Below are 14,090 nucleotides of genomic sequence, written 5' to 3'. Positions count from 1 at the left end.
CCGGAAAGAGAACACGGAGGACACCATGAAGCACAAAGTGGTCGGCGCCGTCATGACGATCGACGTCGTCAAGGCCCACCCGACGACACCGTTCAAGCAGGTGGCCCACCTGCTCGCACGCCACGGCATCAGCGGCCTGCCCGTCGTGGACGACGACGACAAGGTCCTCGGGGTCGTCTCCGAGACCGACCTCCTGGCCCACCAGGCGCGCCAGGGAACGGACGGCCCCCCGCCCAGGGGGCGCGCCGGACGCCGCAGGGCCGCCACCGGACGCCCGCTGACCGCCGGCGAGCTGATGAGCGCACCGGCCGTCACCGTCCACGCCCTGGACTCCGTGGCACGCGCCGCCCGCACCATGGTCGCCCACGGCGTCCAGCGGCTGCCGGTCCTGGACGAGGAGGAGCGGCTGGTCGGCATCGTCACCCGCCGCGACCTGCTGGGCGTCTTCCTCCGCCCGGACGCCGACATCCGCGCCCAGGTCGTCGACGAGGTCCTGGTCCGGTCCCTGTGGCTGTCGCCCGACACCGTCTCCGTCTCCGTCGCCGACGGCGTGGTCACCCTCACCGGGCGGGTCGAACGGCGCAGCGAGATCCCCGTCGCCACCGCCCTCATCCGCCGCCTCGACGGTGTGGTCGACGTCGTCAGCCGGCTCACCTACCACCTGGACGACTCACGGCTGCGGCCCGAGGAGCCCGCACTGCACGGCCTCGCCGACCGGTGGCTGCGCAACCACTGACAACACCGTCGGCACACCAACGGCCCTGCCGGGCACCCGGGAACGTCCCGGGCGCCCGGGAGCGCCCGGCGACTCGCAGGAAGGCGATCACGATGACACCACCGCACGTACTCGTCGCCCACGGCTCGAAGAACGGCTCCACGGCGGAGATCGCCGAGTGGATCGGCCAGGACCTGCGGGAGAACGGCCTGACCGCCGACGTCCTGCCCGCCGCCGAGGCAGCCGCCCTCGGCAACCTCGACGCCTACGGCGCCGTACTGCTGGGCTCCGGCCTGTACGCGGGCCGCTGGGTCGGGGAGGCCACCCGGTTCGCCCGGCGCCACCGCCACGCCCTGGCGCGGCTCCCGGTGTGGCTGTTCAGCAGCGGCCCGCTGGACTCCTCCGCCGAGGAGCGCGACATCCCGCCCGCCCCCGGCGCCGTGCGCGTCGCCGCCCTGGTCGACGCGCGCGGCCACACCACCTTCGGCGGCCGGCTGGGGGAGGACGCACGCGGTTTCATCGCCCGGCAGATCGTCAAGCAGGGCAAGGGCGGGGACTTCCGCGACCGCGAGCACATCCGGCGGTGGGCGCGTTCTGTCGCCGCCGAACTCACCCGTGCGGCCCAGAACACCTGAAGGACACCGGAGCAGGAGCGGGCACCCGGGCCTCCGGCCCGCACCGGGGACACGGCGGAGGTCCGGCTTCCGGGCGCACCCCGGAAGCCGGACCGAAACCCCTCCCCCCAAACCCGTGGCCGAAGACCCGGACCGAAGACCGCGGCCAGGGCCCGGGGTCGAAGACCGCGGCCCGGCCGATCCCCTCGGCCCGGCCGCTCCCCTCCTCGCCCTCGGCTCCTCAGCCGGTCCCGATGCCCACCCGCGGCGGCTGCCGCAGCGAGTCGCGCACCGTGCAGTGGCCCACCACCGCCGCCGGCGCCCGGGTGCGCACCACCCCGATGTCCTGCGGCAGCACCACGCGCAACCGCGCCTCCCCCACCCGCTTCCCGGGCGCCGGCCGCACTGGACCGGTCGGCGGCGCGGAACGGGACCAAAGGCACTGCCCCGGCGGGCCGCCGCGGCGGCAGCCTGGTGACGGCCGGAACGGGAGGAGCACACCATGCCACCCACCACACTCGACGCGGTCGTCCTGGAGAACCTCGTCTCCGCGGCCGTGGCCGCACCGTCGATCCACAACACCCAGCCCTGGCACTACCGCCTGGACCCCGCCACAGCCACCCTGGAGGTACGCGCCGCCGCGGGGCGGGGACTGCGCCACACCGACCCCGTCGGGCGGGCCCTGCACGTCTCCGTCGGCGCCGCCCTGTTCAACCTCCGCGTGGCGGTGGCCCACACGGGCTGGGACCCGGCCGTACGGCTGCTGCCCCGCCCCGCCGAACCGGACCTGCTGGCCTCCGTGCACCCGGTCGGGGCCGAGGCCCCCGACCCGCGCCACCGCCCCGACCTGTACGCCGCCCTGTGGCGCCGGCACAGCAGCCGCTTCCCCTTCTCACCCCACCGCCCGCCCGAGGAGCTCCTGCGCGAACTGGCCGCCGCCGCCCGCGCCGAGGGCGCCTCGCTGTGGTTCCCCGGCGTCCGGGACACCACCCGGATGATGCGTCTGACCGCCGCGGCCGAACGCCGCAACACCGAGACCGACGCACGCCGCGCCGAGAACCGCTCCTGGATGCGCGAGGGCGCCCACGACGGACTCCCCGGCGCCGCCCTGGGCGCCCGCGACGCCACCGGGCGCCTTCCCCTGCGCGACTTCTCCGGCGTCGGGGCGGCCGGCACCCTCACGGCCCGGTTCGAGACCGGCCCCACCATCGCCGTCCTCGCCACGGCCCGCGACCGGCGCGCGGACTGGCTCCGCGCCGGGCAGGCGCTGGAACACGTCCTGCTGGCCGCCACCGCCCACTCGGTGCGGACCTCGCTGCTGCACCAGGCCCTGGAGTGGCCCGACCTCCGGAGCTCCCTGCACCGCACCGCGGGCCCGCGGTACGTCCAGATGCTCGTCCGCCTCGGCTACGGCCCCGAGGGACCGGCCACGCCCCGCCGGCCCGTGCGGGAGGTGCTGGAGGCGGGCTTCTGACCGCGCCGCCCCGGCCGGCCGCCCCGGCCGGCGGGCCCGGTTCCTCGGGCCCCGGTCCCTCAGGCCCCGTCCAGCGGCACCCGCCACACCAGGCAGGAGCCGCCGGACGGCGGTCTCTCCACCAGCAGCTCGCCGCCGAGTTTCTCGGCCCGCTCCGCCAGGTTCACCAGCCCGCTGCGGCGTCCGCCCTCCGGGATGCCCACCCCGTCGTCGGCCACCGTGGCGGTCAGGGAACCGCCCGCCACCACCAGCGAGACCTCGGCCACCGCGGCCCGCGCGTGCCGCGCCACGTTCGACAGCGCCTCGGCCAGCACCGCTACCACATGGTCGGCCACGGCCGGCGGCACATCGGTGTCCAGCAGCCCCTCCATGCGCAGGGCCGGGGTGAAGCCCAGGTTCCCCACGGCCTCCTCCACCAGCCGGGCCACCCGCACCCGCAGTCCCTGCTGCCTGCCCTGGCCGTCGCCGTGGCTGCGCAGACCGAAGATCGTCGACCTGATGATCTTGATGGTCTCGTCCAGATCGTCCACGGCCCGCAGCAGCCGCTCGCTCGCCTCCTGGTGCTGGACGAAACGCACCGCGCTCTGCAGCGTCATACCCGTGGCGAACAGCCGCTGGATGGCCAGGTCGTGCAGATCACGGGCGATGCGGTCGCGGTCCTCCAGCAGGGCCACCTGCTCGGCCGCCCGGCGCCGCTCCGCCAGCTCCATGGCCACCGCGGCCTGTCCGGAGAAGGACGCCAGCGGCGCCGTCTCCGTCTCCGTGAACGGCGCGCGTCTCTCCCTGCGCGCCAGCAGCAGCACACCGCGTACCCCGTCGCCGGCGCCCATCGGCACCGCCACCGCCGGGCCCATGCCCTTCCATCGCTCCGTACCCGCCGAGATGCGGGGGTCGCCCGCGATGTCGGCACTGGTGATCGCCTCGCCGGCGGCCAGCGCCGCCCCCACGAACGACCCCTCCTCGGGCAGCACAAGGCCGCGGAACTCCTCGCTCCCCTCCCCCTCGGCCAGCACCACCTGGAGGTTGCCGGTGTCCTCCAGGGGCAGGGCCAGTACGCCCAGGTCCGCGGCGAGGATGTGGCGCGCGTGGTCGACGACCAGCGCCAGCACCTCGTGCTCGTCCACCCCGGACAGCAGTCCGGCGGTGATCTCGGCGTTGGCCTCCATCCAGCGCTCGCGGTTGCGGGCCTGTTCGTAGAGGCGGGCGTTCTCGATGGCCACGCCCGCCGCCACGGCGAGGGTGGACAGCACCGCCTCGTCCTCGGCGTCGAACTCCAGGCCGCCCCGCTTCTCGGTCAGGTAGAGGTTGCCGAAGACCTCCTCGCGCACCCGGATCGGCACGCCCAGGAAGGAGTGCATCGGCGGGTGGTTGGGCGGGAAACCCGAGGAGTTGCGGTGCTCGGCCAGCTCCGGGATGCGCAGCGGCTCCGGGTGGCGGATCAGCTCGCCCAGCAGCCCGTGGCCCGACGGCAGCGGACCGATGGCCTCGACCGTCTCCGCGTCGATGCCCACCGGGATGAACTGCGACAGCAGGCCGTCCTCACCGATGACGCCGAGGGCGCCGTACTCGGCGTCGACCAGCAGCACCGCGGCCTCCACGATCCGCTGGAGGGCGTGGGACAGCTCCAGTTCCTGCCCCACCGACATCACGGCCTCGAGCAGACTGTGCACCCGGTCCCGGGTGCCGCGCACCGCGTCGACGCGGGCCTGCAACTCGTCCAGCAACTCGTCCAACTGCAGCCGAGGCAGACGCCCCGCGTCCTTCTCGCTCCCCATGCCCACCGGTCCCTCCGTCAGGCCCTCGGGCCTTTACCCAAAGGTATCGGTTCACCCGGGCGGGCCGCTGCCCTGCTTCGGGGTGTCCGGCCCCGGCCGCTAATTCGCAATATGAACCGCTTGGCACATTATTTTTTCGGACCGAGGTCCGGCAGCCCCTCCGCACTCGGCCCATCGGGTGAACTCCGGCGTCCCGGCGGCGGGCGCCGCCGCCCGGCCGGGGAAGCACTCCACCCTGGACGGCCGCACCCCGGCCGGACGCCCCCGGAGCACCCGAGGACCATCCGAGAGCACGCCCGAGAGCACAGGAGACTTCCATGGAGATGCCCGCCGTGACCGAATGCGCCGTGGATTCCTGCGTGTACAACAGGGAGCACGCCTGCCACGCGCTCGCCATCACCGTCGGCGACCCCCTGCACGCCCACTGCGACACCTTCTTCACCGCTCCGCGCAAGGGCGGGAGCCCGGAGGCCGCCGCGCACGTCGGCGCCTGCAAGATGTCCGACTGCCGGTACAACACCGACTTCGAGTGCCAGGCGACCGGCATCTCGGTGGGCGCCCGGCACGACTCGGCGGACTGCCTGACCTACTCCCCTCGCTGACCCGGCCCCGAGCCTGTCCCCGCCCCGCCCGCCACCGGGCCGCGGCGGCGTCCCGGGAACACGGCCGCAGCCCCTGGTGGGCGAGCCCGACTCCCGGCTTCAGCAGGGCGGCGCCGCAGCCGATGTGGAGGGCGCACCCGTCGGGGACTGCGCGCGGGAGCGCGCGGCCGAAGTCCGCGCGCACCTGGAAGAAGCCCTAGCTCCGCGGACAGCGGAAGCGCCGGGGCCGGGTGTTGTGCGTGGACGGGGGCCGCGGTGGCGTCGCGGACCGCGTCCGTCACGCGTCCGTCGGACAGATCCCCTGTGCCCATCGGGCCTCCCCGGTCCTGGCGGCCGCCGGCCTGCCGGCCGGGCGGTCCCGGGGGGGCGCGCTCGCGGGCCGGGGCGCGCCCGGGGCTCGGTCGAGCCGGATCCGGCCGGGGTCAGGGGCCGGGGTGCGCCACGCCCTCGATGTCGGTGCGCGCGACGCTCAGCAGCTTCTGCGCCAGGTCGTTCATCGCGCGTCCCGCCGCGAGTTCGTCACCGATCTCGGGGACGTCCCTGTCGTGCGGGTTGCGCCGTGCGACACCCTGTCCGCTGATCTCCGTGCCCCCGAGGTCCAGCACCGCGCGGGCCTTCGTCGTGCCCTCCTCCTCGAAGAGGTGGACGCGGACCTTCCAGTCCTGTGTGTGAGCCATCGTCTGCTCCCTGGGGTGGTGCGGGGCCGATGCGGTCCGGATGCGTCCGGCCCGGTCCGGTGTCCACGCCCTCCGCACGCCGGGCCCGCCGGCTTCGGCGGTCGCCGCACCGCGCGTCGCCGGCGCCCGCCCGGCGCGGATGCGCCTCCGGCTTCTGCCTCCCACCGTAACCCCGGTGCCGTGAGGGTTCCATCGGACGGCGTACGCCCCGCCCCGCCCCGGTCCGGGCGGGGCGGGGCGGCGGGGGTTTCCGGGCCGGGGCTCCCCGGTACTCCCCACCGGGCGGCGCCCGCGGGGCCCGCCCGCGGGGCCTGCGCACGGCCCCGCACGAACCCGGCCGCAGTCAGGGAGCGACAGGATGCCCACACCGCCGACCCCCGGTCCCGAACCCCGCCCCGGCGCCGGGGCGGGGGCGGAGCACCCCCCGCGGGCGGAGGTCCGCGAGACCCACACCGCGGTGCTGTTCTTCCTCGGGGACCGCGTCTACAAGCTCAAGAAGCCGGTCGGCCTGGGATTCGTGGACTTCACCACCCTCGCCGCCCGGCGGCGGGGGTGCGAGCGGGAGATCGAGCTCAACCGCCGTTTCGCGCCCGACGTCTACCTGGGGCTCGCCGAGGTCCACTGCCCTCCCGGCCTCCGTCCCGCACGGCCCGGCGGGCCGCAGGGAGGGCCGGAGGAGGACGCCGGGCCCGAGCCGGTCGTGGTGATGCGCCGTATGCCCGCCGAGCGCCGGCTGGCCGCCCTGGTGCGCCGGGGCGCGGACGTGCGGGAGCCGCTGCGGGCCGTGGCACGGCTGCTGGCGGCGCGCCACGCGGACTCCCCGCGCGGCCCGGAGGTGGTGCGCGAGGGCACCCGGGACGCGCTCGCCGGGCGCTGGGAGGCGAACTTCGCCGAGGTCCGCGCCCTGGAGGGCGCGGTCGCGCTGCCCGAGGGGGTGCCCGAGGCCGAGCGGCTGGTGCGCCGTTACCTCGGCGGCCGCGAGGTGCTGTTCGAGACCCGTGTCCGCCGCAACCGGGTCGTCGACGGGCACGGCGATCTGCGGGCCGAGGACATCTTCTGCCTCGACGACGGCCCGCGCGTCCTGGACTGCCTGGAGTTCGACGACCGGCTGCGCCGCGTCGACGGCCTGGACGACGCCGCGTTCCTGGCGATGGATCTGGAGCGGCTGGGCGCGCCGGACGCGGCGGCGTTCTTCCTGGCCCACTACGGCGAGTACTCCGGGGATCCCGCCCCGCCCTCCCTGTGGCACCACTACGTCGCCTACCGCGCCTTCGTACGCGCCAAGGTCTCCCTCATCCAGGCCGTCCAGGGCGCGCCGGACGCGGAGGAGGAGGCGCGGCGGCTGGTCACCGCGGCCCTGCGCCATCTGCGCGCCTCCGCCGTACGCCTGGTCCTGGTCGGCGGGCTGCCGGGCCGCGGCAAGTCCACGCTCTCGGGGGCGCTGGCGGACCGGATGGGTGTCACGCTGCTCAGCAGCGACCGCGTCCGCAAGGAGCTGGCGGGCATCCCGGCCGAGCGGCCGGCGCCCGCTTCCTACGGCGAGGGCCTGTACACGGCGGAGCGGACGCGCGCCGTCTACACGGCCCTTCTGGACCGCGCCGCCGCCCTGCTGTCCTCGGGCGAGTCGGTGGTGCTGGACGCCAGCTGGACGGATCCGGAGCAGCGGGAGGCGGCCCGGCGTACCGCCGAGCGCGCCGGCGCGGACCTGGTCGCCCTGCACTGCCGGGTGCCGGGCGACGTTGCCGCGGCCCGGCTGGCCGGCCGCGCGCCGGGGGTCTCCGACGCCGGGGCGGATGTGGCCGCCGAGATGACGGCCCGGGAGGCGCCGTGGCCGGAGGCCGTCGCCGTGGACACCTCCGGCCCGCTCCGGGCGGCGGCCGACCAGGCGATGGCGGCCGTCCATCCGTACGGCGCCGGGTCCGCACCGGCCTTCCGCCGCCCCTACATGGAGCCGGACTGACGGGCCGACGGCCGGAGCGGCGCCCTGCGGGACGGGCCGCGCCCCCGCGAAGGTGCGCCGGGCCGCGCGCGGAAGGAGACTGCGGACATGACCGGACAGATGACCGTCCCCGGAGCGCTCACCACGGACCTGTACGAGGTGAGCATGGCCCTGGCGTACCTGCGCGAGGACATGACCGGCGAGGCCGTCTTCAGTCTGTTCGTGCGGAAGCTGCCGCCGGACCGCGGCTTCCTGGTGGCGGCGGGGCTGGAGTCGGCGCTGTCCTATCTGGAGGGGCTGCGGGTCGGTGCGAGCGAGGCCGCCGCCTTCGCCGAGGCTCTGCACCGCCCGGTGGAGGACCTCGAGCCGATGCGGGGGCTGGAGTTCACCGGCGAGGTGCGGGCCGTGCCCGAGGGCCGGATCGTGCTGGCGGGCGAGCCGCTGCTGGAGGTGACCGCACCGCTGCCGCAGGCGCAGCTGGCGGAGACCTGCCTGCTCAACCAGCTCAGCCACCAGACGGCCGTCGCCTCGAAGGCGGCGCGCTGCGTCCTGGCAGCCGGCGGCCGCCCGGTGGTGGACTTCTCGCTGCGCCGCACCCACGGGGTCGAGGCCGGTCTGCGCATGGCCCGGCTCGGCGCCCTGGTGGGTTTCGCCGGGACCAGCAACGTGGCCGCGTCCGCCGCCTACGGCATCCCGGCGGTGGGCACCATGGCGCACTCCTTCGTGGAGGCGTACGAGGACGAGGAGGCGGCGTTCCGCGCCTTCGCCAGGGCCCATCCGGGCCCGGTGACCTTCCTGGTGGACACCTACGACACCGAGGAGGGCGTGCGGACGGCGGCGCGGGTGCTGCGCGATCTGGGGTACGGGCCCGGCTGCGCCGTCCGGCTCGACAGCGGCGACCTGGGGGAACTGGCCGTGCGCGCGCGGCGGATCCTGGACGGGGCCGGGCTGGAGGAGGTGCGGATCGTCGCCAGCGGCGGCCTGGACGAGCACGGCGTCGACCGCCTGGTGCGCTCCGGCGCCCCGATCGACACCTACGCCGTGGGCACCCGCGTCGGGGTGTCGGCCGACGCCCCCTATCTGGACTCCGCCTACAAGCTGGTGGCCTACGAGGGGCGGCCGGTGATGAAGCTGTCCGCGGCCAAGGTGACCGCTCCGGGGGCCAAGCAGGTCTTCCGCGGCCCGGACTTCGCCGATGTCGTCGCCCTGCGGGACGAGGCGCCGCCGCCCGGTGCCGAACCGCTGCTGGAGACGGTGATGAGCGGCGGCCGGCGCGTCGCCGCGCCCGCGACCCTGGCGGTCGCCCGCGAGCGCTTCGAGGCCGATCTGGCGCGGTTGCCCGAGGAGGCGCGGCGTGTGGTGGATCCGGTGCCGCCGGAGCCCGTCGCCTCCGGGGCCCTGTCGCGCCTGGCCGCCGAGGTCAGGCACCGTATCGAGGGGCGGGTGCCCGGCGGCCGCACGGCGGGCGGCTGACCCGCGGGGCCCGTCGCGCCGCCGTACGGCCGGCCGGCACCACGGGCCCCGGGCGGCTGCCTGGTCGCCGCCCGGGGCCCATCGGGGAGCCGCCGCTCGCCGGGTCAGCCGGTCACGGTGATCTGCGAGGCGGGGTCGGTCGTGTCGGTGATGTCGTAGGTGGCGTTGAAGACGGAGCTGGTGGCGCTGGTCGGGCAGCCGAATCCGCCGACGACGTCGACGGGCACGGAGACGTTCGTGAAGGTGAGCTTGGAGGGCGCCCCGTTGGTCCAGGTGCCGGTGATCGAGGCGCCGGCGTCGGGCGCGGCGGTCACGGTGCAGTTGGCCAGGCCGCTGGTCTTGACGACCAGGCCGCCGATGGGCATGGACAGGGTCGCGGTGGAAGGCGCCCCGTGCTGGACGGAGACGCCCCAGGCGCCGCTGGTGGTGACGGTGGCCGAGACGCCCGGCATGCTGGTGCGGCACGAGCTGTAGGTGGGCGCGTTGAGGGGGCCTCCGACCGGGCCGGCGGCGTTGCTGTTGTCCGGCGCCTGCGGGACGCGGTTGGCGTCGCCGGTGCCCGTGGGGGTGGAGCTGGAGACCGTGCAGGTCACCGTCACGCTGCCGGCCTTGAAGGTGGCGCTGCCGCTGAGGTTGGCGGCGAAGTAGTGCCCGGCGGGGGTGACGGTCGTGGAGCCCGCGGCGGCGGCCGGCCCGGCCGTGGCGCTGCCGGCCCCGGCCAGGGTCAGGGCGGCCGCGGCGGCCAGAGCGGCGCCGATGGACAGGGGGGTGCGGGAACGTGATGAGCTGAGGGTCACGCTTCCTCCTCGACTAAGGGGGGTTTGGGGTGGGGGGGTTCCGGCGCGGGCGCCGTCCCCGGCTGCCAGCCGAAGACGAGCCCGCCGCCGATGAGTCCGGCGACCGTCCCGATCAGGAAGCCGCCGAGATTGGAGAGGACCAGCGCGGCCGCGGCGATCATGGCCGTGAGGATGCCGGTGAGGGTCCGGTAGTGCGGCGTGAACCAGGCCGACAGGCCCAGCACGATCAGTACGGCGCCCAGGAGGACGGACGCGGCGCCCGCGACCCCCTGGTGCAGCATGACCTTCATCGGGGCCAGGGGGATGGCCGCGATCTCCACGCCCGCGGCGACGGTGACCAGCCCTCCCCAGAAGGGCCGGCCGCGACGCCAGCGCCGCCACCTCAGAAGCATTCGCGCTTGCCCTTGGTGATCTTCATGCTGAGGTCGGCGAGCTTGAACGTGCCCGCGTTGGTCGCCCACGCGGTCTGCTTCAGATCGCTGATCTCAAGGGTGTCGGCCTGCTGGGAGAAGGCGTCCTGCATGCCCTGGGCCCCGTCGGGGCCCTTGTCGAGCGTGGAGGCGTCGCGGCCGATCTCGATGTTCTTGAACGACGCGTCACCCGAGAGCTGGGTGGCGTCCACGAACAGGTCGGTGGCCTCCACCGGCTTGTCGCCGGTGCCGGCGGAGAGCTTGAGCGAGATGTCGCCGAGGACGGGCAGGGTGGTGACGACGGACTGGCACAGGCTCTCCATCCTCGCCTTCTTGATGCCGGTCACCGCGACGGGCAGCAGCTGGTCGCGGGCGTTGACGTCCACGCTGCCGTACTGCACGAAGCCGTCGCCGGTGAGCCGGTCCGCGGACACCTTGAACTGCTGGCCGGACACGGCGAACGACGCGGCGAGGGCTCCCTCGGCCAGCGCGACGGCCAGTACGCCGGTGACGGCGAAGCCGGGCACGCACACGGCGGCGAACCTGCGCCATCTGACGCGGCCTTCCACGGGTCTCTCCTGCTCGTCCTTCATGACACACCCTTCCGGTGGAGCCCGCGAACATCTCGCGGACGTGCCTGTGGCATACGGATTGCGAGGTTCTGTGCTGGTGCCGGGCCCCGGTTCGGCTCCGTCGGCGGGGTGCTGTTCGCGGCCCGGCGGCGGACCGGTGCGTACGGTGGCGCGGCTCCACCCCGCGCCCGGCCGGGGCGCACGGGGAGGCTCCCGGTATTAGTGAACATGTCAATACCGGCGAGTAGGTTGACTGTAGGTACGCCACTGGTCACTGGCAAGGTTCCGTGCAGCCCCTTTTCGGCCATTCGGCGGCCGCCCGCGCGGAGCCCCCGGTGCGGAGCCGTCGGTGCGGAGCCGTCGGTGCGGAGCCGTCGGCGAAAGGGCCGGCCCCGGAACCCCCGAGGGGTTCCGGGGCCGGCCCGGTGTGCGGCGTGCGCGGTGTCAGCGCCCGCCGCGGCGGCTCCGGCTCGTCGTCGTCCTGCGGTATCCGAACGGACCGGGGAGGTTCATCGACGTGGTGCGGCGTCCCCTGGACCCGAACGTGTGCCTGGGCCCCTTCCCCTTGCCCAGGGTGAACGACCAGGAGCGGCGGTTGAGGTTCAGGCGCACTCCGGGCAGGATCCGGATGCTCTTGCGGAACGTGACGGCCATACGGTCCTCCTCGGTTCGGCTGTCCTCGGCGTTCCCGGCGGCGAACCGCCCCACCGAATACGGATGTTGTCCGTATGCCCGGCTCCGGCCCCGCCGAACTCGGCCGCCGGGCGGGCCCCGGCTCAGCCGCCCCCGTCCCCCGTGCTCCCGTCTCCCGTACCGCCGTCCCGCGTACCGCCGTCCCCGTCTTCCGGCGAAGCGCCGCGGCGGGCCGCCTCCGCCAGGGCCTGCTCCCTGCTCATCCCGATGAGCACACCGGCCGGGACCGCCGCCGCGGCGCAGCCGCCGTCGTGGTCGTACGCCAGGTCGTCCGGGAAGCCCTGCCTGCCGAGGAACCACACGCGCGGACGCGCCGTCAGCGGGCGCCCGCGCAGCAGCAACTGCCCTCCGCACACACAGCAGTGCGTCACCTCCGGCTCCCACGGGCCGCCGACGGCGCGCACGGCGGACTCAGACATCGCGCCCCTCCCCCCTGATCCCTCCCCTGCCCTCTCCCCCGCCGCCGGCCCGGGCGGCACGCAGCAGCCATCTGCGCGTCCACCACTCGCGCAGCGTCCACTCCAGCTCCGCCAGGGCGCCGGCCGCCAGCACGGCGCTCGCCGTCCAGCGGCACACAGCGTGCCAGAACGAGGCGCCCTCGGGGGCCGCGAGGGCCAGCGCCCCGCCCGCGCCCAGCAGGACGATGCCCAGGTTGTAGGCCAGTGCCGCCCGGCGGCTCAGCCGCAGCCACTCCCCGAAGTGGCGGCGCTGCTCCCGGCGCAGCGCCTCGCCGGAGGGCCTGAAGGAGTCCGGCGGATGCCAGGACTCCACGTCCGCCGGGGAGTACAGGTGGCGGCGGGCGTGGAAGCCGTACTGCACGCTGCCGACGAGCGCGGCGAAGGCGAGGGTGAGCAGCAGCATCGCGGGCCCCGGCCAGCGGAACTTCTCGGCGTCCGCGCCCAGCACGCCGACGGTGGCGATGCAGGCGCCGGCCAGCAGCGGCGCGGCGACGAAGTGGGCCGCCTCGGACGCGCCGCCCTGCCCCAGCGGCACCGGTCTCCCCCAACTCCCCCGGTCCTCGGCCATGTCCGCCCCGCCCCCTTCCCGCACCGTCCCCCAAGTGTCCAGGCCGCGGGCACGCCCCGTAAAGCGCGTTCCGGCGTGGGGTCACAGGCCGGAACCGATGGCCCCGCGCCGGGCCTGCCGCTGCGCCGGCCGCAGGCCGTCGGGGTAGTTCGCCAGGTGGCCGGGGAACGCAGCGAGACGGTCACGACCAGGGTGGCCATGGTCGGTGATCCGCAGGGGGACGGTACGGCTGCGCCCTGTGGCCCCGAGGGAGCCGGGCCAACAGGGCACAGGCGCGACGTGAGCGTCAGACATGCGAGCGGGACGCCAGGCCGAGGAAGGACACCCAGGCGTCCGGGCCGACCGCCAGGCCGGGCCGGGCCGGACGGCGTCCTTGGAGTCCCGTACGTGGACGGTCCCGGGACGGGCGGCGACCTCGACACACCGGCCGCCCTCACCACTGCTGTAGCTGCTCTTGAACCAAGCCGGTTCCGCCGTGATCGGCTTCGGCTCTCGATCCCTCGGGTCTCTCCCGGCAACCTCTCGATGAAGGCCATGGACTCACTCGGAGTAAGCGCCTGAGCACGGATGACCCCATGCTGCGCTTCGAGTCCCGGACGGACTTCCGCTCCGTGTGGAGGTGCCGCTCTTCCGCACCTCGGCGTAAGCGATACGTCGTCCCTCACCGGTCTCGATCAGGGTGAACGGTCCGGCGAGGCCGACGTGTTCCTCACAGTTCGTCGGCATCACCTGCACGACCACGCCGCGCCTCCGCCCGACCTGGAGGATTCGCTCCGACCGTCCTCGCATGGCACGGCGACCGCCGACGGGCCGCCGTAGCGCCACCTCTTCGATGACGTAACTCATCAACGGTGTGGACCCCTTGGTGAAGATCTCCTGCCGGGCCGTACGGGCCGCCAGACGCCGTTCGACGGTCTCCTCGTCCAGCGCGGGCCGGTGCATCCCGAAGACGCACCGCGCGTAGTCCTCCGTCTGCAGCAGGCCGTTGACCACGTGCGCGTCGTAGAAGTACAGCTCGACGGCTTCCCGTTCCAGCGTCGCCGCGCCCTGGAAGGACCTCGGGCAGCGGGCCTTGTGGATCTCCTCCTTCATCTCCTTGAGGATTCCGCTCGCGTCCAGCACCTCGTCGGTCTTGTCGATGAAGCGGTCCGACGGGATGCGCCGCCCCTGTTCGATCGAGGCGATGGTCGCGGGCGAGCAACCCGCCATCAGGCCGAGTTCCTCACGGTTCATGCCCGGACGCATCCGGAACCGCTTCACCCGGCGGCCGAACACGTACAACCGGCCCCGTGGGCACTCCCCCGGCCGCCAACGTAGGCACAC

The 14,090-nt window shown here is 74.8% G+C and carries 16 protein-coding genes; 6 read left to right on the top strand and 10 right to left on the bottom strand.

What is annotated here, in order from left to right; translation table 11 throughout:
• Positions 1-25 precede the first annotated feature (25 nt).
• From QPK52_RS23410 to QPK52_RS23400, 3 genes are all read left to right on the top strand, one after another.
• Complete coding sequence (locus QPK52_RS23410) at positions 26-736, top strand: CBS domain-containing protein (RefSeq protein WP_410539439.1); 711 nt, start codon at positions 26-28, stop codon at positions 734-736.
• Positions 737-828: 92 nt separating this feature from the next.
• Positions 829-1,350 carry a flavodoxin domain-containing protein gene (locus QPK52_RS23405; RefSeq protein WP_410539437.1) on the top strand — a complete coding sequence of 174 codons (522 nt, stop codon included), beginning with the start codon at positions 829-831 and terminating at the stop codon, positions 1,348-1,350.
• Positions 1,351-1,831: 481 nt separating this feature from the next.
• Positions 1,832-2,803: an Acg family FMN-binding oxidoreductase gene (locus QPK52_RS23400; RefSeq protein WP_410539436.1), complete on the top strand. Its 972-nt coding sequence runs from the start codon at positions 1,832-1,834 to the stop codon at positions 2,801-2,803.
• Positions 2,804-2,862: 59 nt separating this feature from the next.
• Here the strand turns inward: QPK52_RS23400 and QPK52_RS23395 are convergent, their stop codons facing one another.
• The gene (locus QPK52_RS23395) at positions 2,863-4,578 is read right to left on the bottom strand and encodes a GAF domain-containing protein (protein ID WP_410539435.1); all 1,716 of its coding nucleotides are present in this window, start codon (positions 4,576-4,578) and stop codon (positions 2,863-2,865) included.
• A 317-nt stretch (positions 4,579-4,895) separates the two neighbouring features.
• Here QPK52_RS23395 and QPK52_RS23390 point away from each other — a divergent pair, with 317 nt between their 5' ends.
• On the top strand, positions 4,896-5,180 hold the full coding sequence (locus tag QPK52_RS23390; protein WP_093656554.1) for a DUF1540 domain-containing protein: 285 nt from the start codon (positions 4,896-4,898) through the stop codon (positions 5,178-5,180).
• A gap of 422 nt (positions 5,181-5,602) precedes the next feature.
• Here the strand turns inward: QPK52_RS23390 and QPK52_RS23385 are convergent, their stop codons facing one another.
• Entirely contained in the window at positions 5,603-5,857 is a 255-nt protein-coding gene (locus tag QPK52_RS23385) for a DUF1876 domain-containing protein (protein WP_093656560.1), read from the bottom strand.
• A 358-nt stretch (positions 5,858-6,215) separates the two neighbouring features.
• Between QPK52_RS23385 and QPK52_RS23380 the strand changes: the two genes are divergently transcribed.
• Both QPK52_RS23380 and QPK52_RS23375 read left to right on the top strand, forming a co-directional pair.
• Positions 6,216-7,817: an AAA family ATPase gene (locus QPK52_RS23380; protein ID WP_410539434.1), complete on the top strand. Its 1,602-nt coding sequence runs from the start codon at positions 6,216-6,218 to the stop codon at positions 7,815-7,817.
• An 87-nt stretch (positions 7,818-7,904) separates the two neighbouring features.
• Entirely contained in the window at positions 7,905-9,269 is a 1,365-nt protein-coding gene (locus QPK52_RS23375) for a nicotinate phosphoribosyltransferase (RefSeq protein WP_410539433.1), read from the top strand.
• Positions 9,270-9,373: 104 nt separating this feature from the next.
• Here QPK52_RS23375 and QPK52_RS23370 read toward each other — a convergent pair whose 3' ends face one another.
• The 8 genes from QPK52_RS23370 to QPK52_RS23335 form a co-directional block, all read right to left on the bottom strand.
• Complete coding sequence (locus tag QPK52_RS23370) at positions 9,374-10,066, bottom strand: hypothetical protein (protein ID WP_410539432.1); 693 nt, start codon at positions 10,064-10,066, stop codon at positions 9,374-9,376.
• Complete coding sequence (locus tag QPK52_RS23365; RefSeq protein ID WP_410539431.1) at positions 10,063-10,458, bottom strand: DUF6114 domain-containing protein; 396 nt, start codon at positions 10,456-10,458, stop codon at positions 10,063-10,065. The genes QPK52_RS23370 and QPK52_RS23365 overlap by 4 nt, the downstream gene beginning before the upstream one ends.
• Positions 10,449-11,069, bottom strand: coding sequence for a DUF6230 family protein (locus QPK52_RS23360; RefSeq protein ID WP_093656568.1), 621 nt, complete (start codon positions 11,067-11,069; stop codon positions 10,449-10,451). The genes QPK52_RS23365 and QPK52_RS23360 overlap by 10 nt, the downstream gene beginning before the upstream one ends.
• Positions 11,070-11,492: 423 nt before the next feature.
• The gene (locus QPK52_RS23355) at positions 11,493-11,702 is read right to left on the bottom strand and encodes a DUF4236 domain-containing protein (protein ID WP_410539429.1); all 210 of its coding nucleotides are present in this window, start codon (positions 11,700-11,702) and stop codon (positions 11,493-11,495) included.
• A 122-nt stretch (positions 11,703-11,824) separates the two neighbouring features.
• On the bottom strand, positions 11,825-12,160 hold the full coding sequence (locus QPK52_RS23350) for a hypothetical protein (RefSeq protein WP_410539428.1): 336 nt from the start codon (positions 12,158-12,160) through the stop codon (positions 11,825-11,827).
• Positions 12,153-12,767 carry a hypothetical protein gene (locus QPK52_RS23345; protein ID WP_410539427.1) on the bottom strand — a complete coding sequence of 205 codons (615 nt, stop codon included), beginning with the start codon at positions 12,765-12,767 and terminating at the stop codon, positions 12,153-12,155. Before QPK52_RS23345 ends, QPK52_RS23350 begins: the two co-directional genes overlap by 8 nt.
• 81 nt (positions 12,768-12,848) lie before the next feature.
• Positions 12,849-13,247 (bottom strand): DUF397 domain-containing protein, encoded by a 399-nt coding sequence (locus QPK52_RS23340; RefSeq protein WP_410540449.1) that lies wholly within the window; start codon positions 13,245-13,247, stop codon positions 12,849-12,851.
• 60 nt (positions 13,248-13,307) lie between these two features.
• Positions 13,308-14,000: a helix-turn-helix domain-containing protein gene (locus QPK52_RS23335; RefSeq protein ID WP_410539426.1), complete on the bottom strand. Its 693-nt coding sequence runs from the start codon at positions 13,998-14,000 to the stop codon at positions 13,308-13,310.
• Positions 14,001-14,090 lie beyond the last annotated feature (90 nt).

This window comes from Streptomyces sp. KL2 (genome assembly GCF_046529545.1).
GTDB lineage: Bacteria > Actinomycetota > Actinomycetes > Streptomycetales > Streptomycetaceae > Streptomyces > Streptomyces radiopugnans.
Note: the sequence above shows the minus strand (reverse complement) of the source record. Positions and strands in the feature narration are given on the sequence as shown.

Coding starts and splice junctions, on each gene's coding strand:
- QPK52_RS23410 (WP_410539439.1), top strand. CDS start 26: ATGAAGCACAAAGTGGTCGGCGCCGTCATGACGATCGACGTCGTCAAG.
- QPK52_RS23405 (WP_410539437.1), top strand. CDS start 829: ATGACACCACCGCACGTACTCGTCGCCCACGGCTCGAAGAACGGCTCC.
- QPK52_RS23400 (WP_410539436.1), top strand. CDS start 1,832: ATGCCACCCACCACACTCGACGCGGTCGTCCTGGAGAACCTCGTCTCC.
- QPK52_RS23395 (WP_410539435.1), bottom strand. CDS start 4,578: ATGGGGAGCGAGAAGGACGCGGGGCGTCTGCCTCGGCTGCAGTTGGAC.
- QPK52_RS23390 (WP_093656554.1), top strand. CDS start 4,896: ATGGAGATGCCCGCCGTGACCGAATGCGCCGTGGATTCCTGCGTGTAC.
- QPK52_RS23385 (WP_093656560.1), bottom strand. CDS start 5,857: ATGGCTCACACACAGGACTGGAAGGTCCGCGTCCACCTCTTCGAGGAG.
- QPK52_RS23380 (WP_410539434.1), top strand. CDS start 6,216: ATGCCCACACCGCCGACCCCCGGTCCCGAACCCCGCCCCGGCGCCGGG.
- QPK52_RS23375 (WP_410539433.1), top strand. CDS start 7,905: ATGACCGGACAGATGACCGTCCCCGGAGCGCTCACCACGGACCTGTAC.
- QPK52_RS23365 (WP_410539431.1), bottom strand. CDS start 10,458: ATGCTTCTGAGGTGGCGGCGCTGGCGTCGCGGCCGGCCCTTCTGGGGA.
- QPK52_RS23360 (WP_093656568.1), bottom strand. CDS start 11,069: ATGAAGGACGAGCAGGAGAGACCCGTGGAAGGCCGCGTCAGATGGCGC.
- QPK52_RS23355 (WP_410539429.1), bottom strand. CDS start 11,702: ATGGCCGTCACGTTCCGCAAGAGCATCCGGATCCTGCCCGGAGTGCGC.
- QPK52_RS23350 (WP_410539428.1), bottom strand. CDS start 12,160: ATGTCTGAGTCCGCCGTGCGCGCCGTCGGCGGCCCGTGGGAGCCGGAG.
- QPK52_RS23345 (WP_410539427.1), bottom strand. CDS start 12,767: ATGGCCGAGGACCGGGGGAGTTGGGGGAGACCGGTGCCGCTGGGGCAG.
- QPK52_RS23335 (WP_410539426.1), bottom strand. CDS start 14,000: ATGAACCGTGAGGAACTCGGCCTGATGGCGGGTTGCTCGCCCGCGACC.